The organism is Phycicoccus sp. Soil748 (assembly GCF_001428025.1).
GTDB lineage: Bacteria > Actinomycetota > Actinomycetes > Actinomycetales > Dermatophilaceae > Pedococcus.
This window is the reverse complement of the sequence record NZ_LMSC01000008.1, coordinates 125068-151743: the sequence shown is the minus strand read 5'-3', so window position 1 is coordinate 151743 and position 26676 is coordinate 125068. Positions and strand designations below refer to the sequence as shown.

General features: G+C 73.5%; 20 protein-coding genes, 1 pseudogene and 1 riboswitch. Of the genes and pseudogenes, 4 read left to right on the top strand and 17 right to left on the bottom strand.

Going from position 1 to position 26676, the window contains the following annotated elements:
* Positions 1 to 109: 109 nt before the first annotated feature.
* The 9 genes from ASG70_RS13180 to ASG70_RS13140 form a co-directional block, all read right to left on the bottom strand.
* A complete protein-coding gene (locus ASG70_RS13180; RefSeq protein WP_056884312.1) occupies positions 110 to 562 on the bottom strand; it encodes a heat shock protein transcriptional repressor HspR in 453 nt (150 codons plus the stop codon).
* Between the two features lie 3 nt (positions 563 to 565).
* Positions 566 to 1591 (bottom strand): DnaJ C-terminal domain-containing protein, encoded by a 1026-nt coding sequence (locus ASG70_RS13175; protein ID WP_056884311.1) that lies wholly within the window; start codon positions 1589 to 1591, stop codon positions 566 to 568.
* 56 nt (positions 1592 to 1647) lie between these two features.
* Positions 1648 to 2271 (bottom strand): nucleotide exchange factor GrpE, encoded by a 624-nt coding sequence (gene grpE / locus ASG70_RS13170; RefSeq protein WP_056884310.1) that lies wholly within the window; start codon positions 2269 to 2271, stop codon positions 1648 to 1650.
* On the bottom strand, positions 2268 to 4157 hold the full coding sequence (dnaK, locus tag ASG70_RS13165; protein ID WP_056884309.1) for a molecular chaperone DnaK: 1890 nt from the start codon (positions 4155 to 4157) through the stop codon (positions 2268 to 2270). Before dnaK ends, grpE begins: the two co-directional genes overlap by 4 nt.
* A gap of 183 nt (positions 4158 to 4340) precedes the next feature.
* Complete coding sequence (locus ASG70_RS13160) at positions 4341 to 6950, bottom strand: glycoside hydrolase family 65 protein (RefSeq protein WP_082590750.1); 2610 nt, start codon at positions 6948 to 6950, stop codon at positions 4341 to 4343.
* Positions 6947 to 7666, bottom strand: a complete 720-nt coding sequence (locus ASG70_RS13155) for an HAD family phosphatase (protein WP_056884308.1) — start codon at positions 7664 to 7666, stop codon at positions 6947 to 6949. The genes ASG70_RS13160 and ASG70_RS13155 overlap by 4 nt, the downstream gene beginning before the upstream one ends.
* A 50-nt stretch (positions 7667 to 7716) precedes the next feature.
* Positions 7717 to 9828, bottom strand: a complete 2112-nt coding sequence (locus ASG70_RS13150; RefSeq protein WP_056884307.1) for an elongation factor G-like protein EF-G2 — start codon at positions 9826 to 9828, stop codon at positions 7717 to 7719.
* A gap of 132 nt (positions 9829 to 9960) precedes the next feature.
* The gene (locus ASG70_RS13145) at positions 9961 to 11976 is read right to left on the bottom strand and encodes an ATP-binding cassette domain-containing protein (RefSeq protein ID WP_369818916.1); all 2016 of its coding nucleotides are present in this window, start codon (positions 11974 to 11976) and stop codon (positions 9961 to 9963) included.
* Between the two features lie 257 nt (positions 11977 to 12233).
* A complete protein-coding gene (locus tag ASG70_RS13140; RefSeq protein ID WP_056884306.1) occupies positions 12234 to 12884 on the bottom strand; it encodes an ECF transporter S component in 651 nt (216 codons plus the stop codon).
* A gap of 76 nt (positions 12885 to 12960) precedes the next feature.
* A riboswitch (TPP riboswitch) is annotated at positions 12961 to 13063 on the bottom strand.
* 106 nt (positions 13064 to 13169) lie between these two features.
* Between ASG70_RS13140 and ASG70_RS20045 the strand changes: the two are divergent.
* Positions 13170 to 13432, top strand: a pseudogene (locus tag ASG70_RS20045) (DUF4235 domain-containing protein); the annotation flags it as partial.
* A 28-nt stretch (positions 13433 to 13460) separates the two neighbouring features.
* Here ASG70_RS20045 and ASG70_RS20040 read toward each other — a convergent pair.
* From ASG70_RS20040 to ASG70_RS13115, 5 genes are all read right to left on the bottom strand, one after another.
* The gene (locus tag ASG70_RS20040) at positions 13461 to 14330 is read right to left on the bottom strand and encodes an LPXTG cell wall anchor domain-containing protein (RefSeq protein ID WP_056884305.1); all 870 of its coding nucleotides are present in this window, start codon (positions 14328 to 14330) and stop codon (positions 13461 to 13463) included.
* A gap of 140 nt (positions 14331 to 14470) precedes the next feature.
* Positions 14471 to 15406: an LCP family protein gene (locus ASG70_RS13130; protein WP_056884304.1), complete on the bottom strand. Its 936-nt coding sequence runs from the start codon at positions 15404 to 15406 to the stop codon at positions 14471 to 14473.
* 2 nt (positions 15407 to 15408) lie between these two features.
* On the bottom strand, positions 15409 to 16572 hold the full coding sequence (hutI, locus tag ASG70_RS13125; RefSeq protein WP_056884303.1) for an imidazolonepropionase: 1164 nt from the start codon (positions 16570 to 16572) through the stop codon (positions 15409 to 15411).
* Positions 16569 to 17894 carry a formimidoylglutamate deiminase gene (locus ASG70_RS13120; RefSeq protein WP_056884302.1) on the bottom strand — a complete coding sequence of 442 codons (1326 nt, stop codon included), beginning with the start codon at positions 17892 to 17894 and terminating at the stop codon, positions 16569 to 16571. The genes hutI and ASG70_RS13120 overlap by 4 nt, the downstream gene beginning before the upstream one ends.
* Positions 17891 to 19105, bottom strand: a complete 1215-nt coding sequence (locus ASG70_RS13115; protein WP_056884465.1) for an allantoate amidohydrolase — start codon at positions 19103 to 19105, stop codon at positions 17891 to 17893. Before ASG70_RS13115 ends, ASG70_RS13120 begins: the two co-directional genes overlap by 4 nt.
* Before the next feature lie 186 nt (positions 19106 to 19291).
* Here ASG70_RS13115 and ASG70_RS20220 point away from each other — a divergent pair, with 186 nt between their 5' ends.
* Both ASG70_RS20220 and ASG70_RS13110 read left to right on the top strand, forming a co-directional pair.
* Complete coding sequence (locus ASG70_RS20220; protein WP_255353848.1) at positions 19292 to 19414, top strand: hypothetical protein; 123 nt, start codon at positions 19292 to 19294, stop codon at positions 19412 to 19414.
* 76 nt (positions 19415 to 19490) lie between these two features.
* The gene (locus tag ASG70_RS13110; RefSeq protein ID WP_082590800.1) at positions 19491 to 20465 is read left to right on the top strand and encodes a LacI family DNA-binding transcriptional regulator; all 975 of its coding nucleotides are present in this window, start codon (positions 19491 to 19493) and stop codon (positions 20463 to 20465) included.
* Between the two features lie 3 nt (positions 20466 to 20468).
* Here the strand turns inward: ASG70_RS13110 and ASG70_RS13105 are convergent, their stop codons facing one another.
* Positions 20469 to 22358 (bottom strand): adenylyl cyclase, encoded by a 1890-nt coding sequence (locus ASG70_RS13105; protein WP_200949277.1) that lies wholly within the window; start codon positions 22356 to 22358, stop codon positions 20469 to 20471.
* 349 nt (positions 22359 to 22707) lie between these two features.
* Here ASG70_RS13105 and ASG70_RS13100 point away from each other — a divergent pair, with 349 nt between their 5' ends.
* Positions 22708 to 23184, top strand: coding sequence for an aminoacyl-tRNA deacylase (locus ASG70_RS13100; protein WP_056884300.1), 477 nt, complete (start codon positions 22708 to 22710; stop codon positions 23182 to 23184).
* 118 nt (positions 23185 to 23302) lie between these two features.
* Here the strand turns inward: ASG70_RS13100 and hutU are convergent, their stop codons facing one another.
* Together hutU and hutH are read right to left on the bottom strand one after the other, a co-directional pair.
* The gene (gene hutU / locus ASG70_RS13095) at positions 23303 to 24961 is read right to left on the bottom strand and encodes a urocanate hydratase (RefSeq protein ID WP_056884299.1); all 1659 of its coding nucleotides are present in this window, start codon (positions 24959 to 24961) and stop codon (positions 23303 to 23305) included.
* Positions 24962 to 25081: 120 nt separating this feature from the next.
* On the bottom strand, positions 25082 to 26671 hold the full coding sequence (gene hutH, locus ASG70_RS13090; protein WP_056884298.1) for a histidine ammonia-lyase: 1590 nt from the start codon (positions 26669 to 26671) through the stop codon (positions 25082 to 25084).
* Between the last annotated feature and the right edge of the window lie 5 nt (positions 26672 to 26676).

Sequence of the window (26676 nt, the reverse complement as noted above, 5' to 3'; positions counted from 1 at the left end):
GCAGTGAGTATGCCTCGCGGCAGGCGGTGCCGCCCCGCGCCGCGCGGGCCGCGAGAGGGAGGCAGCGACGGGTGCGGGCGGCTGCCCGCGCCCGCCGGTCGGCCAGACCTCAGCCTCGGGGGGTCGGGCGCCAGACGACGAGCGCCTGCGACCGGCCGCTGCGGGGCCGCTGCCCCGCCCGGACGGCGATGACGTCACCGGTCGGCCCCACGGCGAACACCCTGTGGCCGAGCCCGGCGGCCCCGCGCAGTGCCGTGACCTCGCGGTCGAGCTCGCGGACCCGGGACTGCAGGGCGTCGACCTGGTTCTCGAGCTCGAGGATGCGCTGGATGCCGGCGAGGCTCACGCCCTCCTGGGACAGTCGCTGCACCTCGCGGAGCATCGCCACGTCGCGGCCCGAGTAGCGTCGGCCACCACCGCGGGTGCGTGACGGGCTGACCAGGCCGAGCCGGTCGTACTGCCGCAACGTCTGGGCGTGCATCCCCGCGAGCGTGGCGGCGACGGAGATGACGAAGACGGGCGCGTCGTCGTCAGGCGAGAAGCCCCGGACCTCGGCCACCATGGGTCACCTCCGCGCGTTGGCGAAGAGCTCGGCGCGGGGGTCCTGGCCCTCGTCCTGCGCCCGCAGCGCCTCCACGGCTGCGACGGCGTCGTCGGAGAGCCGCTGCGGCACGACGACCATGACGCGGGCGAGCAGGTCACCGGGACCGGACTTCACCGGGACCCCGCGGCCCTTGACGCGCAGCACCCGGCCACTGGGGGTGCCAGGGGCGATCCGCACCTTGACGGGCTCGCCCGACAGGGTCGGCACGGAGACGGTGGCCCCCAGCGCCGCCTCGGCGAAGGTGACGGGCAGGTCGACGGTGAGGTTGTCGCCCTCGCGCCCGAAGACCGGGTGCTTGTCGACGGTCACCGTGAGGATCAGGTCGCCCGGCTCGGCGCCGCGGTCGCCCGGCTGGCCCTTGCCGCGCAGCCGGATCTTCTGGCCGTCCTTGACCCCGGCCGGGATGCGGGTCGTGACCTGGTCGCCGCCACCGGTGCCGAGGGTGACCGTGGCCCCCTGGACGGCGTCCCGGAACGACAGGGACGTCCGCGCCGTGAGGTCGCCGCCCTTGCGCGGACCGGTCGGGGCGCGGAAGCCCGCGCCCCCGCCGTACGGCGAGCCGCCACCTCCGCCGAACATGCCGCCGAGCAGGTCCTCGAGGTTGGGCTGCCCGCCGCCGCCGCCGGTGGAGTAGCGGACGCGCGGCCCGCCGGCCCCGCCGCCGCCGCCGAACATCGACGAGAACACGTCCTCGAAGCCGCCGGCCCCCGCGCCGCCGCCGGGGCCGCCCGCGGTGAAGCGGGCGCCCCCTCGGGCCATCTGGCGGACGGCGTCGTACTCGCGCCGCTTCTCGGGGTCGGCGAGGACCGAGTGGGCCTCGCCGATGTCCTTGAAGCGCTGCTCGGCCGCCGCGTCACCCGCGTTCTGGTCGGGGTGGTGCTTGCGGGCGAGCTTGCGGTAGGCCTTCTTGATCGCGGCCGCGTCGGCGTCCTGGGGGACGCCGAGGATCGCGTAGAAGTCCTTCTCGAACCAGTCCTGGCTGGCCATGCGGGCGTCCTCCTCTCAGCGGTGCGGGGTGGCGGGTCGTGCTGGTGCTGCTGATGTCACTCGGGGTCCGCCACGGCGACGCGCGCCGCACGCAGGACCTGCTCGCCCGCACGGTACCCCGGCTGGAGCACCTGCACGACGGTCGTCGAACCGGACGAGGCGACCGAGCCGTCCTGCGGCCAGGCGGTGTGCATGAGCGCCTCGTGCAGGTTGGGGTCGAACTCCTCGCCGGCCGCGCCGTAGCGCTGCAAGCCGAACTTGCCGAGCGTCGTCTCGAGCTTGTCGGCGATGGACGCGAACGGCCCGCCCTCGAGGTCGCCGTGCTCGCGCGCGGCGTGGATGTCGTCGAGCACCGGCAGCAGCGCCTCGATGACCGACTGGGCAGCGCGCTCCTGCACGACGGCCCGGTCGCGGTCGACCCGGCGCTTGTAGTTGACGTACTCGGCCTGCAGCCGCTGCAGGTCCGAGAGCCGCTCGGCGGCCAGGGCGGTGTCGGGGTGGGCGCCACCGGAGGGCGCGGCCTCGCCGGCGGCCGGAGCCTCACCGGCGGGGGCCTGCCCCGCGACCGCGGCCTGTTCGGCCTCGAGCGCCGCCTCGGCGGTGGTGGGCTCGAACTCCTCCGAGCCCACCATCGCCTCGGCTCCGTCGGGCTGGTCAGCCGTCGGGTGCTGGTCGGTCACTTCTTCTCCTCGTCGTCCTCGACGACCTCGGCGTCCACGACGTCGTCGTCGGAGGACGAGCCCGCGGAGGCACCCTCGCCCGCACCGTCACCGGCGGCGCCGGCCTGGTCGGACTCGGCCGCGGCGGCGTACATCGCGGTGCCGAGCTTCTGCGACTCCTCGGAGAGCTTGGAGGTCTTCGCCGAGATGTCCTCGGGCGTCGCGCCCGACTCCGGCTTCAGGGCCGCCTTCAGGTCCTCGAGCGCGGCGTCGACGTCGCCCCGGCCGTCGGCGGGGAGCTTGTCGGCGTTGTCGGTGAGGAACTTCTCCGTCGAGTAGACGAGGTTCTCCGCGGTGTTGCGGGCCTCGGTCTCCTCGCGGCGCTTCTTGTCCTCCTCGGCGTGCGCCTCGGCCTCCTTGATCATCCGCTCGATGTCCTCCTTGGCGAGGGCGGAACCACCGGAGATGGTGATCTTCTGCTCCTGGCCGGTGCCACGGTCCTTGGCGGAGACGTTGACGATGCCGTTGGCGTCGATGTCGAACGTGACCTCGACCTGCGGCACGCCGCGGGGCGCGGGCGCGATACCGCTGAGCTCGAAGGTGCCGAGCTGCTTGTTGTGCTGGGCGATCTCGCGCTCACCCTGGAAGACCTGGATGAGGACGCTCGGCTGGTTGTCCTCGGCGGTGGAGAACACCTCGGAGCGCTTGGTCGGGATGGCGGTGTTGCGCTCGATGAGCTTGGTGAACAGGCCGCCCTTGGTCTCGATGCCGAGCGACAGCGGCGTGACGTCGATGAGCAGGACGTCCTTGCGCTCGCCCTTGAGGACACCGGCCTGCAGGGACGCGCCCACGGCCACGACCTCGTCGGGGTTGACGCCCTTGTTGGGCTCCTTGCCCCCGGTGAGCTCCTTGACGAGGGCGCTCACGGCCGGCATGCGGGTCGAGCCACCGACGAGGACCACGTGGTCGATGTCCGACAGCGAGATGCCGGCATCCTTGATGACGTTGTGGAACGGCTGCTTGGTGCGGTCGAGGAGGTCCTTGGTGAGCTGCTCGAACTGCGCGCGGCTCATCGTCTCCTCGAGGTGGATCGGGCCGTTCTCCGACATCGAGAGGTACTGCAGCGAGATGTTGGTGCTGGTCGAGGAGGAGAGCTCCTTCTTGGCCTGCTCCGCCGCGTCGCGCAGGCGCTGCATGGCGATCTTGTCCTTGGACAGGTCGACGCCCGAGGTGTTCTTCACCGTCGTGAGCAGGTGGGTGACGATGCGCTCGTCCCAGTCGTCGCCACCGAGCTTGTTGTCACCGCTGGTGGACCGGACCTGGATGGTCGAGAAGCCGTCCTCCGGGTCCTTGCCGACCTCGAGGAGGGACACGTCGAAGGTGCCACCACCGAGGTCGAAGACGAGGATGAGCTCGTCCTCCTTGCCCTTGTCGAGGCCGTAGGCGAGCGCGGCAGCGGTCGGCTCGTTGATGATGCGCAGGACGTTGAGGCCCGCGATCTCACCGGCCTCCTTGGTGGCCTGGCGCTCGTGGTCGTCGAAGTACGCGGGGACGGTGATGACGGCGTCGGTCACGTCCTCGCCGAGGTAGGACTCGGCGTCGCGCTTGAGCTTCTGCAGGATGCGGGCGCTGATCTCCTGAGCCGTGTAGACCTTGCCGTCGATCTCGGGCGACTTCCAGTCGGTGCCGATGTGGCGCTTGACCGACCGGACGGTGCGGTCGACGTTGGTGACGGCCTGGCGCTTGGCGATCTCGCCGACGAGCACCTCACCGCCCTTGGAGAACGCGACGACGGACGGCGTGGTGCGCCCACCCTCCGCGTTCGCGATGATCGTCGGCTCGCCGCCCTCGAGGACGGCGACGGCCGAGTTGGTGGTGCCGAGGTCGATGCCGACCGCACGTGCCATGGTGATGCTCCCTAAGGTGCTCGAGGTTGAGTTTCCTTCACTCAAGTTAGGACGACGCCCCGGCAGGTGCAAATCCGGGGTCGCGAACTTGAGTACACCAGGCTCAACTTCGTGGTGGCCGCCGATGTTCCCGGCACGCCCGGTGGCCCCTTCTCGAGGGGGACCGGGCGGCGGGGTACGGGGTCAGACCGGCAGTTCGCCGGGTCCCACCGCCGGGGTGCGGGCGGGCGGCACCGTGCCGGTGACGACCTCGAAGCCGTCTCCCGTCCCGTTGCCGAGGCCGTTGTGGCGGGCCCGGCGGTGCGGGTCGGGGACCCCGGCCGTGTAGACCATCTCGTGCTCGTCGCCACGACCCACCACCGGCATGCTGCCGAGCTCGCGGGTCAGGACCGGGCCCTGGCCGTCGAGCGCGACGACGGCCGGAGCGCCCGGTGCCGCCTCGACCCGCTCGCCGCGGACGACGAACTCGACGGGACCACCCTCGACGACCGTGAACGAGATCGACTCCGGCAGCAGCTCGACGACGACCCGCGTGCCGCGCACCCGCAGCCGGAACTCCAGGCGCGGCCAGGACGCCGGCAGCCGCGGGTCGAAGGTCAGGGTGCCGTTCTGGTCGCGCATGCCGCCGAACCCGTAGACGGCGGCGTTCCACACCCCGCCGCACGAGGCGATGTGCACGCCGTCGGCGGCGTTGCGGTGCAGGTCGGCGAGGTCGACGTAGAGCCCGGCGTGGAAGTAGCGCAGCGCCAGGTCCTGGTAGCCCACCTCGGCAGCGATGATCGACTGGACCACGGCCGACAGGGTGGAGTCGCCGGTCGTGATCGGGTCGTAGTACTCGAAGTCGGCGCGCTTCTCATCGACGCTGAACAGGTCGCCCTGCAGGAACAGGGCCGCCACCACGTCAGCCTGCTTGAGCACCTGGAACCGGTAGATGACCAGCGGGTGGTAGTGCAGCAGCAGGGGTCGCTTGTCGGCCGGGGTCGCCGCGAGGTCCCACACCTCCCGCTCCAGGAAGTGCTGGTCCTGCGGGTGCACGCCCATCCCCTCGTCATACGGGATGTGCATGCCCTGGGCGCACCGCGCCCACTCCTCGATCTCCTCCTCGTCGACATCCAGCCGCGCCACCATCCGCGCGTACTCCAGCGGGCGACGCTCCTGCAGGATGCGCGACCAGCGCGCGGCCTGCCGCAGGTTGTCGCGCGCCATGACGTTGGTGAAGAGGTTGTTGTTGACGACGGTCGTGTACTCGTCGGGGCCGGTGACGCCGTGGATGTGGAACTTGGGCTCGCGCCGGCCGAGCCAGAACCCGAGGTCGGCCCACATCCGCGCGGTCTCGACGAGCACGTCGATGCCCTCGCGCATCATGAAGTCCTCGTCGCCGGTGGCGCTGACGTACTTGGACAGGGCGTAGGCGATGTCGGCGTTGATGTGGAACTGCGCGGTGCCGGCAGCGTAGTAGGCCGACGCCTCCTCGCCGTTGATCGTGCGCCACGGGAACGCCGCACCCGACTGGGAGAGCTCGCGTGCGCGGCGCCTGGCGGCCGGGAGCATCTGGTAGCGGAAGCGCAGCGCGCCACGGGCCATCCACGGCGAGGTGTAGCTGAGGAACGGCAGGACGTAGGTCTCGGTGTCCCAGAAGTAGTGGCCCTCGTAGCCGGAGCCGGTGACGCCCTTGGCCGGGATGCCGGCCTGCTCGACGCGGCCGGCGGCCTGCGCGAGCTGGAAGAGGTTCCAGCGGACGGCCTGCTGCACCGCCGGGTGGCCGTCGACGACCACGTCGGAGTCGGCCCAGAACCGGTCGAGCCAGCGACGCTGCTCGCGGAACATCTCCTCGACACCGACCTCGCGCACCCGGTCGAGGGTGCGCCGGCCGCGGTCGACCAGCTCACGCACGGGCACCCCGCGGGAGGAGTGGTAGGCGGCGACCTTGGTGACCGTGATCGGCACGCCCTGCTTGGCAGTGACGCGGTAGACCTTCTTGGCGAGGTCCTCCTCCGCGTGCGCCAGCTCCTCGAACGCGTTGTCCGTGCGGATCTCGTGGTCCACCGCGACGGCGACGGTCATCCCCGAGTTCGCGCACCGGTAGCCGAGGATGGCGCGGCGCTCGCTGCACCAGTGGCTCTGCGGCAGGAGCACCCGCTCGCTGAACGTGCTGGCCCGGCGGGGGTCGAAGCCGGCGCCCATGGCGGCCGCCTTGACGAAGTACTCGTCCTGGCCGTCCTGCCGGTTGAGCACCTGCGACGAGATGGCCACCGGGGCGTCGCCGTCGAGGAGGGTCACCTCGAAGGTCATGACGGCGAGGTGGCGCTGCTCGAAGGACACCATGCGCTGCGACTCGACCTTGACCCGCTTGCCCGACGGCGTGCTCCAGATGAGCGAGCGGCGCAGCACGCCGTCGGCGAGGTCGAGCGAGCGCTCGTAGTGCTCGAGGTCGGCCACCGACAGCAGCAGCGGCTCGTCGTCGACGTAGAGCTTGATGGTCTTGACGTCGGGCACGTTGACGATGGTCTGGCCGGTCTGGGCGAACCCGAAGGCGTCCTCGGCGTGCCGGATGCGCCAGGTCTCGTGGAAGCCGTTGATGAACGTGCCGTGGGCGTGGGTCTCGCGCCCCTCCTCGGGGTTGCCGCGCATGCCGAGGTAGCCGTTGCCGACGGCGAACACCGTCTCGGTAACGCCCAGGTCGTCGTTGGAGTAGCCGGTCTCGACCCAGCGCCACTCGTCGACGGGGAAGCGGGTGCGGTCGACGGGGTCCCGCCGGATGGACGCGGCCCGGCTCGTGCCGTCGTCGTTCACGGCCGCACCAGCTCGTCGAGCTCGGCCACGACGAGGTCGGCTCCGCCGTCGCTGAGCTCCTGTGCGCCGGCGCCGCGGTCGACACCGACCACGAGGCCGAAGGCGCCCGCCCGACCTGCCTGCACGCCGGAGAGTGCGTCCTCGAGCACCACGGCCCGCTCCCGCGGCACGCCGAGCTGCTCGGCTGCGTACAGGAAGGTGTCGGGGGCCGGCTTGCCCGGCAGGCCCCGGGCGGCGGCGACCTGGCCGTCCACGACGACCTCGAAGCGGTCGGCGAGGCCGGCGGCCTCGAGGACGGCTGGGGCGTTGCGGGAGGAGGACACCACGGCGACGGCGACGCCGAGCTCGGCGAGCCGGTCGAGCAGGACCACCGAGGCGGGGTACGGCGTGACGCCCTCGTCGTGCAGCACCTGGCTGAAGGCGGCGTTCTTGCGGTTGCCGAGGCCGCAGACGGTCTCCTGCTCCGGGCTGTCGTCGGGCGTGCCCTCGGGCAGGGTGATGCCGCGGGAGGCGAGGAAGGTGCGTACGCCGTCGTAGCGCGGCTTGCCGTCGACGGAGGCGAAGTAGTCGGCGTCGGTGTAGGGCTGCTGGCCGTCGCCGCGGTCGCGCAGGTAGTCGTTGAACATGACGTCCCAGGCCCGCATGTGGACCTCTGCGGTGGGGGTCAGCACACCGTCGAGGTCGAACAGGGCAGCGTCGTAGTCGCTCCAGTCCACGGGTCAAGGCTAGAGCCCGCACGGGGGCGCAGCGGACCGGGGCGCGCGGGTCAGCCCGTGGCGGCGGCGACCTCGCGCGCCAGGGCCGGCGGCATGTAGTCGTAGCGGGCGAAGGCGCGGGTGAACGAGCCGGTGCCGTGAGAGACCGAGCGCAGGTCCACGGGGTAGCGGGACAGCTCGTGCGCCGGCACCTCGGCGTGCACCACGGTCCGCCCCGGCAGCTCGGCGGGCTCGGTGCCGTGGACCTGCCCGCGCCGGCCCCGCAGGTCGGCCAGCACGCTGCCCACCGCGTCGTCGGAGACCTCGATGTGGACGGTGTCGACGGGTTCGAGCAGGGCGACCGTCGTGTCGTTGGCCGCCTCCCGCAACGCCATCGCCGCCGCCGTCTGGAACGCCATGTCCGAGGAGTCGACCGAGTGCGCCTTGCCGTCGGTGAGCGTGACGCGCACGTCGACGACCGGGTACCCGGCGAGGACGCCTTTCGCGAGCTGGTGGCGGACGCCCTTCTCCACCGACGGGATGTACTGCCTCGGGACGGCCCCGCCCACGACCTTGTCGACGAACTCGATGCCGGCCCCGCGCTCCAGCGGCTCGACCACGAGGTGGCACACGGCGTACTGGCCGTGCCCGCCGGACTGCTTGACCAATCGGCCCTGCACGGTCGTCGGACGGGCGAAGGTCTCGCGGAGCGAGGTCCGCACCGGTTCGACGTCTACCGGCACGTGGTGCCGCGAGGCGAGCAGGGCGATGACCTGGTCGACGTGGGCCGGGCCCATCGCCCAGAGGACGAGCTGCCGCGTCTCGGCGTTGTGCTCCAGGCGCAGGGTGACGTCCTCGGCCGCGAGCCGCTGCAGCGCGGTGGCCAGCTTGTCCTCGTCTCCCTTGGAGCGGGCGTGGATCGCCACGGGCAGCAAGGGGTTCGGCAGCACCCACGGCTCGACGAGGGCCGGCTGGTCGCGGCGCGAGAGGGTGTCGGAGGTCTCGGCGGACCCGACCTTGGTGACGAGGGCGAGGTCACCGGCGACCGCCACCCCCTTGGGCCGCGTCTCGTCGGCCAGTGGCGACGACAGGGGTCCGACGCGCTCGTCGTCGGAGTCGTGGTCGGCGTGCTCGTCGACGAGGTGGGCGGCGAAGTGCTGCAGGTGGCCGGAGACGTGCACCGGCTCGTCGGGCCGCAGGGTGCCGCTGAAGACCCGCACCAGCGAGAGCCGGCCGATGAACGGGTCGGTCGTCGTCCGCACCACCTCGGCGACCAGGGGTCCGTCGGGGTCGCAGGTCACGGGCCCGAACGCCGCGCCCGCCGCGGTGTAGACGGTCGGCACGGCCGCGTCGACCGGCGAGGGGAAGCCCTTCTCGAAGAGCTCGAACAGCTCCTCGACACCGACCCCGGCCGGGGCGTGCGTCGGCAGCACCGGGAAGAAGCGTGCGGTGGCGATGGCCGTGCGCAGGTCGGCAGAGACCGCGTCGGGGTCGACCTCCTCGCCGCCGAGGTAGCGGTCGAGCAGCGCCTCGTCCTCGGACTGCTCGATCACCGACTCCAGCAGCTGCGGTCGCTGTGCGTCGATGAGCGCCGCCTCGTCGGCGTCGGGCGCGCGGTCCGGCGCCGGAGCGCCGTCGCCGTTGCCGTCCGTCGCGTCGGTGACGGTCCGTCGCAGCAGGGCGAGCAGGCCGCGTACGGCGCCGTCACGGACCAGCGGCAGCGCGATGGGCTCGGTGTCGCCGAACGCCCGTCGGCAGGCGGCCACCGTCGTGTCGTAGTCGGCCCGGGCGGCCTCCAGCCGCGTCACCGCCACCGCGCGGGGCATGCCCACCGCGTCGCACTCGCGCCACAGCAGGCGGGTGGCCTCGTCCACACCGTCGGCGGCCGAGACGACGAACAGGGCGGCGTCGGCGGCGCGCAGCCCCGCGCGGACCTCGCCGACGAAGTCCGGGTGGCCGGGGGTGTCCAGGAGGTTGACCACGACCGAGCCGCTCGGCACCGAGGCCGCGCCCAGCGCCGTGGTGGTCGGGGCGTCCCCGTCACGAGCGCGGCGGCCCGGGACCCGGGCCGCCACGAGACGCTCGAAGAGGGCGGTCTTGCCGGCCCCCGACGCCCCCACCAGCACGACGTTGCGGATGGCCTCGGGGGACGTCGGGGAGGCGTCGTCGTTGACGCGGTTCATGGGGCCACCCTGCCCCCGGCGCGGGCGGCGCACAAGAGCCGGATGACGCACTCCTTGCCCCTCCTGGGCGCCGTCGCCGATCCGCCCCAGACCCGTCGCCGATCCGCCACCGAGGCGCCACCGAGGGGTTGGTCAGCGGGCGAGCAGCGCGACGGCGAGGGGCGCGAGCGCCAGGAGCAGCACGACGGTGTCCGCCGTCCGCCACGGCGCCGCCCGGGCCCAGGTGCGCCGGGAGGCCGTCGCGAACCCGCGGGCGTCCATGGCCACGGCCAGGGCCGCCGCGGCCTGCAGGGAGCGCACGAGCATCCCCAGCGTGAGGGCCCACAGCTCGGCGAGGACGGACCTCGGTGACCGTGCCGTCGCCGCGATGCCCCGCACCCGGCGGGCCCTGGAGATCTCGGTCCACACCTCACCGAACGTGTGGACCCGCTGCAGGGCAGCGGCCAGGGCCACCACCGGCCGCGCCGGCAGGCGCAGCCGTTGCGCGAGGTGGTCGCCGAGGGCGTCGGCGTCGACGTGCTGGACGAGCACGGCGGACGGCAGGACGATGACCAGCACCCGCAGCCCGGCCGTGGCCACCACGTCGAGGTCCCGGCTGCCGAGCAGCCAGGTCGACCAGGCCACGGACACCGCGCCGAGGAGCCCGGCCACCATACGGAGGGCCACGCCGGTGACGCGGCCCCGGGGCGCCGGGCCCAGGTCGGACGAGGAGCCGTGGCCCCTTCGTGCGTGGCGCGCGGGGGCGCTCAGCGCGACGGCCGCGAGCAGCAGCTGGAGGGCGAGCACGAGCAGGCTCGCGGTCCAGCGCGGCGACGCCACCCCTGCGGGCACCGCGAGCAGCGCGGCGCCGAGCAGGGACAGGGGACCCGCGTGCGTGACCAGCGGCCGGCGAGGGGTCGGGGGCTCGGGCGGTTGGGCGGGCCGCTCAACCGTCGTGACCCGGTCGGCGCGCTCGATGGCGCCCGCGTCATGGGTGGTGAGGACGACGGCCGACCCAGCGTCCCGCAGGCCCTCGAGCAGCCCCATCACCGCGGCCCAGGTCTGGCGGTCCTGGCCGACGGTTGCCTCGTCGGCCAGGAGCACCGCCGGCTGGTGCGCGACGGCCGAGGCCATCGCCAACCGACGCTGCTCCCCGCCGGAGAGGTGGCGCGGGTCGGCCTGCTCGAGGGCGCCGAGCCCGAGGACGTCGAGCAGCGCGCGGCACCGGGCGAGGGCCTCCGACTCGACCAGCCCGAGGGCGCGCGAGGTCGTCATCACCTCGTCCAGGACGGTCGTCGCCACGATCGTCGAGCTCGCCCACTGGGGCACCCACGCCAGCGTGCGCGCCAGGTCGATGGTGTCCCAGTCGGCGGGGTCGCGACGTCCCCCGGCCGCGAGGTCGGGGTGCACCCGGACTTCGCCGGCCTGGTGCTCGAGCAGGCCCGCGGCTGCCAGCATGAGGGTCGACTTGCCTGCGCCGGACGGGCCGACGAGGGCGTGCCCCTCCCCCGCCCGCACCTGGAGCCACTGGTCGTCGACCGCCACGCTCGTGCGGGTCGAGCCGTCCAGGCGTCGCGCGGAGCGCTCCACGCGCACGGCGGCCGCGTCGAGCGCGACCACGTGGGCCCCGAGCCGCCCGGGGCCGAAGGTGCCGGGTGGGACCGGGGCCGGCACCGGGTCGGGCACGCCGGGCACCCAGATGCCCTGCGCGGCCAGCGCCTCGCCCTGGTCGGCGAGCACCTGGTGCGGGTCGCCGTCCGCGACGACGTGACCGGTGTCGTCCAGGACGATGATGCGGTCGACGACGTCGACCCACGGCCCGAGCCGGTGCTCGACCACCACTGTGGTGAGCCCGCGCGCGGCCGTCACCCGGTCGACGACGTCGCGCACCGACGCGGTGGTGTCGGGGTCGAGCATCGCGGTCGGCTCGTCGAGCAGGAGCAGGGTGGGCTCGAGGGCGAGGGCGCCCGCCAGCGCGAGCCGCTGCTGCTCGCCACCGGACAACGCGTGCGTCGGGGTGTCCAGCGCCATCGTGAGGCCCACGGCAGCCAGGGCCGCCGTCACGCGCTCGGGCATCGCCTCGCGGGGCACCCCGGTGTTCTCGAGGCCGAAGGCCACGTCGCGGCCGATGGTCGCCGAGACGACCCCGGCGCCCGGTTCCTGCAGCACCAGGCCGACGGCTCCGGCCCGCCGACCGGGGGGTTCCCCGTCGAGCAGGACGGTGCCGGTGCGCTCACCCGAGTCGGCCACCTCGAGGACCCCGGCGAGCCCGCGCAGCAGNCGTCGACTTGCCGGAGCCGCTCGGGCCGACGAGCAGGACGCGCTGCCCCGCGCCGATGGTCAGGTCGAGGCCGGGGATGACCGGGTCACGGCGGCCGTAGGGGCGCCAGGCCAGTCCCCGGACCTCGACCTGCCCGGNNNGATGGTCAGACAGCGCGTGACTCCCGCGCCTCCTGGCCGGCAGGGAAGGCGCCGAGCGCCCCCGCTCCGGCGAGCGCGCGGGTGAGCAGCCAGCCCACGCCGCCCGCGATGGCGGCGCCGGCGACGGTGAAGACCACGGCGTAGGCGACCTTGTAGCCCATGCCCCAGTCGGTCCAGTAGACCGCCCACTCGTACACCGCCTCGAGCGGGGCGGCGAGCGCCCCGGCGAGCATCGCCGCGCCCAGGCCGAAGGCGCCGTAGCCGAGCAGGAGGAAGCCGATCTCCGCCCCGAGGCCCTCGAGGATGCCGGAGACGAGCGTCGTCGCACCCCACTGCGTGCCGGGGAGCATGGAGACGAGCGCCGCCACGACCTCGCAGGCCAGGGCCGCGCCGGGACGGCGGATGACGAGGCCGCCGACCACGCCGGCCATCAGCCAGGGCGCGCTGGTGATGCCCTGCAGCGGCGGGAAGACGGCGCCGAGGCCGTTGGCCGGCGCCTGGTAGGCGAGGCCCCAGCCCCAGTACGCGATGCCGAAGGCCGCGCCCAGGAAGGCGACGGTGAGCAGGTCGACGGTGCGCCAGCCCAGGAGGGGGGCGGTGGCGCGGATGCTGCCGCGACGGATCGTGGCGACCGTCGGGGTGTTGGTGGTGCTCATGGTGGTCCTCTCGAGATCCAGGAAGGTTCGAGGGGGTCGCACCGGTCGGCGACCGCACCCGCGGACCACCGACAGGTGCTCGAGATTCTCGACTCCCTACGCCGGTGCGAACCGGATCAGGTGTGAGGGTCTGCGGTCGCCCGCACTCTCAGCGCTCTCGCGCTCCCCTGTCGTTACGTGGCACACGCTACTCCTCCGTGACAGGGTGGTGTGAGAGAGCAGGGACGGCATCCCGCGCGACTACCGCGGTATGAGCGGTCACGGACGAACGAGCTGGAGGACGACATGGGCCCGATGGTGTGGCGAGTGATGGGCACGGGTTCGGCGGTGCTGGCCGGCATCGTCGCCAACAAGCTGGTGACGGCCATCTGGAAGAAAGCCGGCAAGGACGCGACCCTCGACCCCCGCGACCCCCGTACGCCGTGGAAGGACGCGGTGGTGTTCGCCGCCCTCACCGGCCTGGCCGTCGGTGCGACCAGGGTCGCGGTGACCCGCAAGGCCGCGCAGTACTACGCCAAGTCCTCGGGCCACCTCCCGAAGGCCATGCANGCGCGGCACTCGTGCGTGTGGAGCGGGTCAGGCCTTGAGGTCCGCACGGCGGCGCAGGACGTGGGCCCCGACACCGAGCAGCAGCAGCGCCCCACCGAGGCCGGCGAGCGGGCCGTTGTCCGAACCGGTGGCAGCCAGCTCGGGGCGGGCGGCCGGGGCCGCCGCGGGGGCGGCACCGGGCACGGCGACCGGGATCGCCGAGGCCGGGGCGGCGGTGATGGTGAAGTCGGCGGCGCCGACCGCGTCGGGGTTGCTGGGGTCGCCGCAGACGACGATGGCGAGCGCGTCGCCGGTGTCGACGAACTCACCGGCGGTCAGCGTGTCGTTGTAGGTGACGGTGCCGTCGGCGGCCGGGGTGACGACCTCGTCGAGGAAGGGCTCGTCGTTCTCGCCGACGCCCGCGAGGACCTCCGCGGTGGTGGTGCCGGGGGCGCAGGCGCCGGTGATCGTGTACTTCGAGCCGATGGCGACGGTGGACGGGCTGACCGTCACGTCGATCTGGTCGAAGAGGAGGTCGGTGGCCAGCAGGAACTGGGCAGAAGCCGTGCCGAGGGCGGCGGGCTCGTCGTAGCGGAAGCAGTCGACGGTGACGTTCGCGGCGCCGAAGTCGCCCTTGGAGAGGTCGAGGTCGGCGGAGTAGGACAGGTCGGTCCCATCGACCTTGACACTCTCGCGGGCGATCTCGGTGCCGTTCTGGGAGACCGTGAGCACGGCAGCCGTGCTGCGGGCGGCGCACGTGCCCGAGGCGTTGAGCACCTGGTCGGACATGACGACGTCCGACGGGTCGAGCTTGATCGTGGTCCCGGGGGCCGCGCTGGCCGGACCGGCCAGGAAGAGGCCGGCGCCGAGGACGGCGACGGCAGCCGCGGCGGACAGGCGGAAGCGGGCAGCAGGCATGGGGTTCCTCGTGGGTTCGTGGTGTCAGGGCGAGCAGGTGCGGTGCTCGCGCGGCGACAGTAGCGAGCGGGTGCCGCCCACACCGACAAAACGACACGCATTGCGTCTCGACGCAACACACTCGGGCCGAACGGCCGAGGTCAGCCGCCCACGCAGCCCGGTGACTGCAGGGGGCTCAGGGCCGCGGTGGTCTCCTCGGTCATGAACGCGAACGGCACCGCGGTGTCCTCGAACCGTGCCGGCACGGCGACGACCCCCGCGGCAGCCGCGCCGCGCAGAGCCCTGGCCAGGGACAGGATCTGGGGCACCCGGAGACCGCCGTCGCGGCGCAGGCTGGGCCCGGCGGCCCAGAGGGCGCGCTGCACGGTGACCGGGTCGTCGAGCGCGGCACTGACCCCTCCGAGGACCTGGGCGGCATGGGTGGAACGCGTCGGGTCGGCGGCGCGGTCGGCCACCCACCGCCCACCGCGCTTCACCTCCGGGTGCCGCGAGCGCACCCAGGCAAGGGCCTGCCGGCCGTCGAGGCGCTGCGGGCCGGCCTGCAGGTCGAGCTGGGCCCGCCGGTCACGGGTGGGCGCGGCCAGGGTGACCCGGACCCCACCGACCGTGTCGACCAGGTCGACGAGGGCGGCGAAGTCGGCGACCACCACGTGGTCCACCCCGACGCCCACGTCGGCGCAGAGGCTGTCGACCAGCGCCTGCGGGCCGTCGGCCAGCGAGAGGCCGAGGCGGTGGGGGGCGTCCCGCTCCTCGCCGACGTAGAGGTCACGCGGCACGGAGTACAGGCGAGCCGGTCCGTCCTGCGGGGCCCGCAGGAGCAGGACGAGGTCGGCGCGCTCACCGTGGGGCTGGTTGGCGTCCGCGTAGCGGCGCTGGTCCGCCGCGTCGAGCCGCTCGCGCGAGTCCGAGGCGACCAGGAGGTATGTCGTGCCGCCGCCGGACCGCGACGGGCTGACGTCGAGCCGCGTCACCCGGGCGCTGAGGACCAGCGCGTCCCCGACGACCACCAACGCCGCCACGAGCAGGGTGGCCGCGGCGACGACGCCGGCGCGACGCCGGCGGGTCCGGGACGCCACCCTCAGGCCCGGAGGTCCAGCGCACGGGCGATCGGCACGCCGGCCCGGTAGGACAGGTGCACGTGCGAGGGGGCGTCGAGCACGGTGAGGTCGGCGCGGGCGCCCACGACCAGCCGGCCGACGTCGTCGCGACGCAGCGACCTCGCCGAGCCGGCTGTCGCGGCGTGCACGGCCTGCCCCGGCGTCAGGCCCATCTCGCGAACGGCGAGGGCGATGACGAACGGCATGGACGAGGAGTAGCAGGTGCCCGGGTTGCAGTCGGTGGCGAGGGCGATGTCGACCCCGGCCCGCAGCAGGGCGGCTGCGTCGGGGTAGGGCGAGCGCGTCGAGAACTCCACGCCCGGCAGCAGCGTGGCGACGGTGGTGCCGGCGGCGAGCGCGTCGACGTCCGCGCCGGACAGGTAGGTGCAGTGGTCGACACTGGCGGCGCCGAGCTCGACGGCAAGCTGGACGCCGGGTCCGGGGCCCAGCTGGTTGCCGTGGACGCGCAGCCCGAGCCCGGCCTCCCGCCCCGCGACCAGCACGGCACGGGCCTCCTCGGCGGTGAAGGCGTGGGCCGAGTGGGGCTCGCAGAAGACGTCGACCCAACGGGCGTACGGCGCCGCGGCCGCGAGCATCGGGCCCGTCACCAGGTCGAGGTAGGCCGCGCGGTCGGCGGCGTACTCGGCCGGCACGACGTGCGCCCCGAGGAACGTCGTCTCCTGCGTGACCTCGCGGGCCAGGCGCAGGGCGCGCACCTCGTCCTCGACGGTGAGCCCGTAGCCGCTCTTCACCTCCACGGTGGTCGTCCCCTGCGCGCGCATCTCCGCGACCCGGGCGGCCAGCAGCGCGCGCAGCTCGTCGTCGGTCGCTGCCCGTGTCGAAGCCACCGACACCCCGATCCCGCCGCCGTCGTAGGGCGTGCCGGCCATCCGGGCAGCGAACTCGTCCCCCCGGTCGCCGGCGAACACCAGGTGGGCGTGGGAGTCGACGAAGCCGGGTAGGACGGCTCGGCCGCCGACGTCGACGCGCCGGTCGGCGGCGGGCGCCGCCGACTGCGGACCGATCCACGCGACGAGACCGTCCTCGACCACCACCGCGGCGCCGCTGCGGGCGCCGAGCCCGTCCGTGCCGGTCCCGTCACAGGTGACGAGCTCACCGATGCCGGCGACGACGACGCTGCTCACCGGTGCTCCCGCACGGCGGCCAGCGACGTCGTCAGCAGGCCGGCCACGTCGCCCAGCCGGTGCTGCGCGTCGCGGACGACGACCCGGCCGCCCACGACCACCAGGTCGACGTCTGAGCGCGTGGCGCTGTAGAGGATCTGGCCTGCCTTCGAGCCGGCGGTGTTGACGGTGTCGGTGCGCACGAGGACGAAGTCTGCAGGCTCGCCGTCGGCGACCGTGCCGCCCTCGGCCCACCCGAGGCTGCGGTAGCCGTCGACGCTCGCGGCCCGCATGAGCTCGTCGGCGGTGAACCGGCCGCGCTCGTTGCTCGCGAGGCGCTCGTGCATCTCCAGGCCCCGGACCTCCTCGAAGAGGTCGATCACGGCGTGCTGGTCGGACCCGAGGGTCAGCCGCACGCCCGCGTCGGCCAGCGCCCTGGCGGGTCCGATGCCGTCGGCGAGGTCGCGCTCGGTCGTGGGGCAGAAGCACGCGGTGGTCCGGTGGTTTCCCAGCAGCGCGGTGTCGTCGTCGGTGAGGTGGGTGGCGTGGACCGCGGTGAAGCGCTGGGTGAGGAGCCCCGCGTCCGCGAGCAGGCGGGTCGGCGTCGCGCCGTAGAACATCTGGGTCGCGAGGTTCTCGCCCGGCTGCTCGCTGACGTGGGCGTGCACGGTGCGTCCGCGGGTCACCTCGGCCAGCGGCTTGAGCTGGTCGCGGGGTACGGCGCGCACGGAGTGGACGGCTGCGCCGACCCGGGTCGTGGCATCGGGCTCCAGTGCGGCCACCCGCGACGCCCAGGCGTCGACGTCCCCGTCGGAGAACCGCTCCTGCACGTCGTCCAGCGGCAGGTGCCCGTCACCGGTGAGGCCGCCGGCGAGGTAGCACGTGTCGAGCAGCGTCAGCCGCACCCCGGCCTCCCGGGCCGCCTCGACGAGGGCGTGCCCCATCGCGTTCGGGTCGCTGTAGTGGCGTGCTCGCGCCTCGTGGTGCAGGTAGTGGAACTCGCCGACCACCGTGATGCCTGCCAGCGCCATCTCGGCGAACACCGCCCGGGCAAGCGCGTGGTAGGTGTCCGGCGTGAGGTGCCGCGTCACGGCGTACATCTGCTCGCGCCAGGTCCAGAAGTTGCCCCCGTCGCCGTGGGTGCGGCCCCTCAGGGCGCGGTGGAAGGCGTGGCTGTGCGCGTTGGCGAGGCCGGGCAGCAGGACGCCGTGCAGGCGCTCGTCACCGGGCTCGGGGCGGGCCCTGCGGCGCACGCCAGCGAAGCGGCCGTCGACGACCTCGAAGCGCACCTCGGTCGCGAGTCCCGTGGGCAGCCAGGCGTGCTCGGCCCAGTACGTCGTCATGCCCGGCCGCCCGCACCCGGACCCTGCGCGCCCGCGAGGTCCTCCAGGACGGTGGTGAGCGCCTGGACGCCCTCGAGGCAGTCGGACAGCTCGGCATGCTCGCGGGGCGAGTGCGAGACACCGGTGGGGTTGCGGACGAAGAGCATCGCCGTGGGCACGCCGGCGTTGGCGAAGATCCCCGCGTCGTGGCCCGCCCCCGTGCCGAGGGCCGGCACGTTGCCCAGCACCGTCTGCAGCCGGGCGCCGAGCACCGCGTCGAACGGCGTCGAGGCCGTCCAGGACTCCTCGCTCACCACCCCGCCGGCCTGCTCGACCATCGAGCGGACGTCGGCCACCGCCCGGCGCACCGCCCGCGGGCTCGCCCCGCGCGCGTCGAGCCAGCCGGTCACGGCGCTGGGTATGGCGTTGACCCCGCCGGGGGTGACGGCGACCTTGCCGACCGTCGCGACGCAGCCGTGAGTGGTGGCCGCCTCACGTGCGGCGAGCACGGCGCCGGCGAAGCCGAGCATGGCGTCGTGGCGGTCCTCGAGCTGCGTCGTCCCCGCGTGGTTGGCCTCGCCGGGGAAGTCGAGCCGCCAGCGGCCGTGCGGCCAGATGTCGGTGCCGACCGCCACCGGGTGGCCGAGGTCGACGAGCGCCCGGCCCTGCTCCACGTGCAGCTCGACGAACGCGCCCACCCGGGCGACGGTCTCGTCGTCGCGGCCGATCTGGTGCGGGTCCCGGCCCGCGGCCTGCAGCGCGTCGGCCATAGTCGTGCCGTCGGCGTCGGTCAGGCTGCGGGCACGCCGACCCGTCATGGCGCCGGTGATGACCCGTGACCCGGCGCAGGCGACCCCGAAGCGGGCGCCCTCCTCGTCGACGAAGTTGACGACGCCGATGGGGCGTCGGGGCGCAAAACCCTTGTCGCGCAGCGCATCGAGCGCCGAGAAGGCGCTGACCACACCGAGCGGGCCGTCGAAGGCACCCCCGTCGGGGACGCTGTCGAGGTGCGACCCGGTGACGACGCCGGGGTCGCCGTCACGCACCGCCTGGTCGGGGTCACCCCACCACGCCCACTGGTTGCCCATCCGGTCCTCGGTGAGGTCGAGCCCGCGGCGGGCGGCCTCGGCGGCGAACCACTCCCGCAGGTCGTGGTCGGCCCGGCTCCACGCGAACCTGCGGTAGCCGCCCGAGCGCTCGCTGCGCCCCACCGGCTCCAGCTCGGCCCACATCGACTCGAAGCTCACTGCGCCCTCTCCACGACCTCGCCGGCACGGGTGACGACCCCGCGGCGGCGGGGTCGGCGAACAGGACCATTGCACACCAGCGAGCTCACGGACGGTGGCGGCTCGCCCGCCATACCGTCTCGGATGGCAGACGCCCGGCTTCGGCAGGCGCCCTTGGGGTAGACCGGGCCCATGCGAATCGGAAACGTCGACGTGCGGCCCATCGGGGGGACCGCAGGCTGCCTGACCATGATCCTGGCCTCCGTGCTGCTCTCGGTCGTCCTGACGGTGGTGCTCAACCTGCTCCTGCGCTGAGCCGTCCCGGCGGCCCGGCGCTGCTCACTAGGCTGGCCGCCAGGACGAGCACGGCCGGGAGGTTGGGGTGGAGAGCGTGACCAGTGCCGATGTCGCGCGCGACAGCGGGGTCTCCCGGACGACCGTCAGCTACGTGCTCAACGACACCCCGGGTGTCCGCGTCTCGGACGAGACCCGCGCCCGGGTCCGGGCCTCCGCCGATCGGCTCGGCTACCACCCCTCAGTCGCCGCACGGACGTTGCGCACCGGACGCAGCGACCTCGTCCTCTACGTCCTTCCCGACTGGCCCCTGGGGCCGGCTGTCGACACCCTGCTGGACCACCTCGCCGGCGAGCTCGCGCAGCGCGGCCTCACCCTGCTCGTGCACCACGCCCGGTCCGGCCGGCCGCTGCGCGAGCTGTGGCGCACCGTTACGCCCCTGGCCGTGGTGGGGGTCCTGGGGTTCACGCGCGAGGACCGAGAGGCCATGCAGCGGGCGGGGATCCGGGCCATCGAATCACCGTTCTCGGGAGACGTCCCCGACGTCTTCGCCGCGACGCAGGAGCGCATCGGGAGGCTGCAGGCTGCCCACCTGGTCGCCAGGGGCTGCACGGTCCTCGGCTACGCCGCCCCAACCGACTCCCGGGTCCGGCTGTTCGCCGAGCTTCGGCTCGCGGGTGTCCGGGCAACGTGCGCCGAGGCGGGACTGCCGGCCCCGGTCGTCGTCCCGGTCGAGCTCACGACGCAGGCGGCGCGGACGGCGCTGCGCACCTTGCGGGACGGGGACGCCCCGGTCACCGGGGTGGCCGCCTACAACGACGACGTCGCCCTCGCGGTCCTCGCCGCGGCCCGGGCAGAGGGGGTCGCCTGCCCCGACCAGCTCGCCGTGGTGGGAGTCGACGACACCACCGCGGCGCAGTTCTCGGTGCCGACGCTGACGACCGTCGCGCAGTCCCTGGACGCCCAGGCGCGACACCTGGCAGCCGCCGTCGTGGCCGCCCTCGACCACTCCGGCACGGCAGGACCGCCCCCGGACGACACCGTGCACCTCGTCGTCCGGGGGTCGGCCTGAGGGCTACGGGGCCGGGTAGTCGGTGACGTAGACGGGCACCCCGACCTTGGTCGTGTCGGCAGCCCCGCCCACGCCGTTGACCACGTGGTCCAGCACGCCGCCACCGAGGTTGACCGTGAGCAGGTGGTGCAGGCGGACGCCCGGCGCCTGCGGCACCTCGAAGCCGTTCGCGGTGTGGATCGACGGGTCGTTGCGGTTGTAGACGTAGGACCCGCCGCCGTACAGCCGGTGGCTGGTCACGCCGTCGGCCACCTTGTACGCGGCCCAGCCGCGGACCCCGTCGTGGTCCCAGTCGGCCTGGGTCGGCGGGTCGTAGGGCAGCTCGTTCTGGAAGAAGATCGTCGTGCCGCGCTCCCCGTTCCAGACGACGTTGTGCTGCTGGAAGTGCTCGACGAACAGGCCCGTGGCGGTGACGTCGTCACCGTTGACGACCACGCCGTTGAGCCCCGTGTTGGTCCGCCAGCGGTCGGTGTCGCCACTCACCCCGGCGGTGAAGGGCTCCACCCCGTGGTCGGCCCGCCAGACCCAGGTGTGGTCGACGAGGACGTCGTCGCTGTTCACCTCGAGAGCGGTCCGGGTGCGCCCGACGTGCGGTCCGCCGACCCTGAAGTAGACGTCCGAGAGGGTCGTCGGGTCGCTCGAGGCGTCATGCGGGACACCGTTGTTGCCGTGACGGGTGCCGACGCGCAGCAGGGCCGGAGACTCGACCGTCCCCGCGTCGACCGTGACGCCGGCGACGACGACCCCAGGCACGTCCGCGACCGTCAGGGGGACGGCCCCACCGACCGCGGTCAGGGTGGCGTGGCCCAGGCCGAGCACGACCGTCCCCGGGCGCTTGATGCTGATGCTCCGGTCGATGTCGTAGACACCGGGGGTCAGGAGCAGGTCGAGCCCGCGGGCCAGCTGGTTGTTGATCTCCTGCACCGGAGTCGACGGGCTCGCCACGAAGAACCTGTCGAGCGCGACGGTCCGCCCCGGCGTCAGGCCCTGGGCCCAGGAGATCCCCCGGCTGTCGCGTCGCGCGGACGGGACCCGCACGGCGTACCGGCCCTGCCCGTCGACGAAGAGGTACGGCTTCTCCCGGCTCACGGGGGTGCGGTCGAGCGTCGTGTAGGGCGGGTCGGGGTATCCCGTTTCGGCGGGCGCGCCGACGACGCCCGAGAACACGGCGTTCCACACGCCGTTGCTCCACCCGGCGACCTCGCTGTTGCGGGTGAACCACTGCTGCTGGGAACCGTTGATGGTGAACGGGATCCGTGAGTCCGCGATGAAGCCACCGCTGGCGTACTGCGGTCCGGCGGTGCAGTAGTCCATCAGCGACAGGTTGGCGCCGCTGATGTCGAGCCGGCGCATCGAGACGGCCTGCGACACCGCCCAGAAGTTCGCCGAGGCGCGGCAGCCGTCCTGTCCGGTGGCATCCACGTGGAGGGTGAGGTTGGACAGCGTCCGCCAGAAGTTGTCGAGGGCGATGCAGTTGCTGGTGCCGCCGTCACCGAGGCAGCGGTTGTAGACCTCGACCTTGCCGTTGATGGTCACGTCACCCGGGGAGGCTCCGAGGCCGGCGACCTCGGTGTAGTAGCCGACCTTGACCTGCAGCGGCTGGGCGGCCGTGCCGTAGGTGCCGGGAGCGAAGAGGAACGCGTGTCGGGCGGTGCCCATCTCGTTGTCGACCTGCTGGGAGGCGAACGCGTCCATCTCGGCCTGGATCCGGGACACCGGCATGCTCGGGTCGAAGACGGTGACCGCCGGGCCGAGGGCAGGTGCCGCCGGGTCGGTGGGTGCCGCCGGTGCGGCTGGTGCGGCTGGTGCAGTCGGCGCGGCGGCCGCGGCGTGGGCGCTCGGGGCCACGAGGCCGCCGAGCGCGAGCGTGGCCACGGCCGCGAGGGCGAGCACCGGGGTACGGGACCGCCTGCGACGGCTTGGCAAGGGGTGGTGGGGCACGGGGCACCTCTTCGTCGAGGGACTGGTGACTCGTGTCACCACCGTGCAGGGTGGCCGGGGGCCAGGACCGTGTCAAGGGCGCGTCCACGCCTCCGCAGCCCCTGCCGCGGCTGGTGAGGGCGCCCCGGACTTTCGGCCACTCGCCCGCAAGCCGCAGCCCCGCGCCCTACTCAGCACGAAACTTTCGGCCACTCGCCCGCAAGCCCCAGCCCCGCGCCCTACTCAGCACGAAACTTTCGGCCACTCGCCCGCAAGCCCGGGCCCCGCGCCGTACCGGGTGCGCGACGCCTACCCTCGTCCCATGAGCGACGACGGTGCGGCCCGGGCCGCGGCAGCGCTGGAGGCGAGCGGCATCCCGCACACCATCACCCGCCACGGCAGGGTCGGCTCACTGGAGGAGGCCGCCGCGGCACGAGGCGTGGAGCCCCGCGACATCGTCAAGACGCTCGTCGTGCGGCGCGCCGAGGACGACTACCTCTTCGTCCTCGTCCCCGGCAGACGCGAGATCAGCTGGCCCAAGCTGCGAGCCCTGCTCGGGGTCAACCGCATGTCGATGCCCGACGCGGCGACGGCCAAGGACGTCACCGGGTACGAGCGCGGCACCATCACGCCGTTCGGGTCGACGCGGGCGTGGCCCGTCGTCGCCGACGCGACGCTGACGGGCCGGCCCCTGTCGATCGGGGCCGGCGCCCACGGCGTCGCGGCAACCCTCCAGGCCGACGACCTCGTACGGGTGCTCGACGCCCAGGTCGCCGACGTCACCGAACCCACCGGCTGACCCAACCCCAAGCTCCGCCCCGCTCCCACCCGAGCTTTGGGGGCCGGAACGCTCGTGAATGCGCGCGCTGCAGCACCCAAAGTTGGCGCGGGTCGGGGCGGGCCGGGGGCGGGGTGCCTCAGCCCTCGCGCATCGGGATGCGGACGCCCTGCTCGGCGGCCGTGCGCTCGGCGATGTCGTATCCCGCGTCGACGTGCCGGATGACGCCCATCGCCGGGTCGTTGGTGAGCACCCGGGCGAGCTTCTGGGCCGCGAGGTCGGTGCCGTCGGCCAGTGAGACCTGGCCGGCGTGCAGCGACCGGCCGATGCCGACACCGCCACCGTGGTGGATCGAGACCCAGCTCGCACCGGAGGAGGTGTTGACCAGGGCGTTGAGCAGCGGCCAGTCGGCGATGGCGTCGGAGCCGTCGAGCATCGACTCGGTCTCGCGGTAGGGGCTCGCCACCGACCCGGTGTCCAGGTGGTCGCGGCCGATGACGATCGGCGCGCTCACCTCGCCGGTGCGGACCAGCTCGTTGAACGCCAGGCCCGCCTTGTCGCGCTCCCCCTGGCCGAGCCAGCAGATGCGGGCAGGCAGGCCCTGGAACGCGATCCGCTCCTGCGCCCCCCGGATCCACTTGTGCAGCCGGTCGTTGTCCGGGAACAGGTCCAGCACGGCACGGTCGGTGGCGGCGATGTCCTTCGGGTCGCCGGAGAGGGCAGCCCAGCGGAACGGGCCCTTGCCCTCGCAGAAGAGCGGTCGGATGTAGGCGGGCACGAACCCGGGGAACTCGAACGCCCGCTCGTAGCCACCCTGGCGAGCCTCGTCGCGGATGCTGTTGCCGTAGTCGAAGACCTCGGCGCCGCCGTCCTGGAACTCGACCATGGCCTGCACGTGCTTGGCCATCGACGCCCGGGCCCGGTCGGTGAACTCCTCCGGCTTCTTCTCCGCGTACTCGTGCCAGTCGTCAAGGTCGATGCCCTCGGGCAGGTAGGACAGCGGGTCGTGGGCCGAGGTCTGGTCGGTGACGATGTCGATGGCGACACCGCGACGCAGCAGCTCGGGGAACACCGTGGCCGCGTTGCCCACGACACCGATCGACCAGGCCCGCCTCTCCTCCTTGGCCTTCAGCGACTTCGCGATGGCGTCGTCGAGGGAGTCGGCGACCTCGTCGAGGTAGCGGTGCTCGACCCGGCGGTGCAGGCGGGCGGGGTCGACGTCGACGATGAGGCAGACACCGCCGTTGAGGGTGACGGCCAGCGGCTGCGCGCCACCCATACCGCCGCAGCCACCGGTGAGGGTCAGGGTGCCGGCGAGCGTCCCGCCGAACCCCTTCTCGGCGACGGCGGCGAACGTCTCGTAGGTGCCCTGCACGATCCCCTGGGTGCCGATGTAGATCCACGAGCCGGCCGTCATCTGGCCGTACATCGTCAGCCCGAGGTGCTCGAGCCGGCGGAACTCCGGCCACGTGGCCCAGTCGCCGACGAGGTTGGAGTTGGCGATGAGCACGCGCGGCGCCCACTCGTGGGTCTGCATGACGCCGACGGGACGCCCGCTCTGCACGAGCATGGTCTCGTCCTGCTTGAGCGTCGACAGGGTGCGGACCATGGCGTCGAACGACTTCCAGTCACGGGCCGCCCGGCCGGTGCCGCCGTAGACGACGAGGTCGTCGGGACGCTCGGCAACCTCGGGGTCGAGGTTGTTCATGAGCATCCGCAGCGGCGCCTCGGCACCCCAGTGGGTGGCGTGCGTGAGGGCGGTGCCGCGGGGTGCGCGGACGGGACGGGCGCCTTCCATGTCGTTCTCCTTCAGGCTTCGTACGGGCGGGTGGTCGAGCGAGTGTTCGTCGAGGTGGTGGAAGATCGTGGTCGTCCGGGCCGATGGCGACGGTTCACCACCATCTCGGTATGGCGTGGGCTAGCTGAGGGGGCCGGTGACGGCTTCGGCCGCGGCAAGGGCCCCGCCGCTGGCGACGAGCCGGACCGCCGTCTCGATCTCGGGGGCGAGGAACCGGTCTGGGCCGGGGGCCGGGGCACCGGCCGCGCGCAGGGCGGCGACGACGGCGGCGGTGGCCGGTGCGGGCGTGAGCGGGGCCCGCAGCTCCAGGGCTCGGGCCGCCGTGAGCAGCTCGACGGCCAGCACCCGTGTGAGCCCGTCGACGGAGCGCCGCAGCTTGCGGGCGGCCGACCACCCCATCGACACGTGGTCCTCCTGCATGGCGCTCGAGGGGATCGAGTCGACGGACGCCGGTGCCGCGAGCCGCTTCATCTCCGAGACGATCGCGGCCTGGGTGTACTGCGCGATCATGTGCCCGCTGTCGACGCCGGGGTCGTCGGCGAGGAAGGCGTGCAGCCCGTGGTTGCGGGAGACGTCGAGGAACCGGTCGGTGCGCCGCTCGGAGATGGAGGCGAGGTCGGCAGCGACGATCGCGAGGAAGTCCAGGACGTAGGCGACCGGCGCCCCGTGGAAGTTGCCGTTGGACTCGACGCGGCCGTCCGGCGTCACCACAGGGTTGTCGACGGCGGACGCCAGCTCGTACCCGGCGACCCGCGCCGCGTGCTCCACCGTGTCGCGCACGCCACCGGCGACCTGCGGCGAGCAGCGCAGCGAGTAGGCGTCCTGGACGCGGGTGCAGGCCTCGGGGTCGCGGTGGCTGTCACGGATCCCGCTGCCCTGCATCACCTTCCGCAGGTTGGCGGCCGACAGCGCCTGGCCGGGCTGTGGCCTCAGGGCGTGCAGGTCGGCGGCGAAGACGTCGTCCGTCCCGAGCTGGCCCTCGACGCTCATCGCTGCGGTGACGTCGGCGACCTTGAGCAGCATCCGAAGGTCGGTGATGGCCAGGACGAGCATGCCCAGCATCCCGTCGGTGCCGTTGATCAGGGCTAGGCCCTCCTTCTCCCGCAGCTCGACGGGAGTGATCCCGGCGGCGGCGAAGACCTCCTCCGTCGGCAGCTTCTCACCGGTCGCGTCGCGGACGACACCCTCGCCCATCAGTGCCAGGGCGCAGTGCGACAACGGGGCGAGGTCGCCGGAGCAGCCGAGCGAGCCGTACTCGTGGACGACCGGGGTGATGCCGGCGTTGAGCATGGCGACGTAGGTCGTGAGCGTCTCCTCGCGAATGCCGGTGCGCCCGGTCGCCAGCGTGGAGATGCGCAGCAGCATCAGTGCGCGGACGACCTCGCGCTCGACCTCGGGGCCGGAGCCGGCGGCGTGCGAGCGGACCAGCGAGCGCTGCAGCTGGGCACGCAGCTCGACGGGGATGTGCCTGGTGGCGAGCGCGCCGAAGCCGGTCGAGACGCCGTAGTGCGCCTGGTCGTCGTCGGCGAGCGCGTCGATGACAGCGCGCGTGCGCCGCACCTCGGCGAGGGCCTCCGGCGAGACCTCGACCCGGGCGTCCTGCCGGGCCACGGCGACGACGTCCTCGAAGGACAGGGGGCCCACCCCGACGGTCACGGACGCGGTGGGCCGGCTGCTCGTGGTGTCAGGGCTGGAGGCAGTGGCGGTCATGCCTT